At 49.5% G+C, this 543-nt stretch carries 1 protein-coding gene; it reads left to right on the forward strand.

Features of this window, described 5'->3' with window-relative positions:
- A partial coding sequence (locus DW088_RS15970; RefSeq protein WP_199720459.1) for a hypothetical protein occupies positions 1–361 on the forward strand: 361 nt, incomplete at its 5' end.
- Positions 362–543 lie beyond the last annotated feature (182 nt).

Genomic DNA, 543 nt, shown 5'->3' on the forward strand with positions numbered 1-543 from the left:
GGTTGCTATGGCGGCCGTGGCGGCCTCCAACACCGCTACAAAGGCCATCGCCGCATCTCAGACCGCGTTGAACGCAATTGCGGGCAGTACAACGGCGCTGGATGCACTTTATGCCAAGAAAAGCCGCCTGACCGGTGCCAGCACAGCTAAGTCCGGCAAGTTTATCATTCTGGAGATCAGCGCCAACAGTGCATTTGATACATCGCAGTATGGTTACGCCACTCTGTCTGACGGCAGCAAGCCTAATTGGCAGGATTATAAGAGTAAGTACGCCTACTTTAAGCAGTTTAAGAAGATCGCCACATACATCAAAAACGACACCGAAGGTGATGACTGGATCGACTATTTTCCGTGCGGTTGATGGCCTGAATCAGCCTGTTCTTTGTTACGCATTATCTTCCTAAGACGTACCACGCACCTCAAATATGCTGTTTTAACACGGCATATTTGAGAAAACGCGGTGCGAAGATGCATAGCTATACAAAATCAGCGGGCAAATCAGGCTATATTCGGGCGATTACTGCGCATTAGGAAGATAATGCG

Source organism: Butyricicoccus sp. AM05-1 (assembly GCF_003474415.1).
In the GTDB taxonomy this organism is placed as follows: Bacteria; Bacillota; Clostridia; order Oscillospirales; family Butyricicoccaceae; genus Agathobaculum; species Agathobaculum butyriciproducens.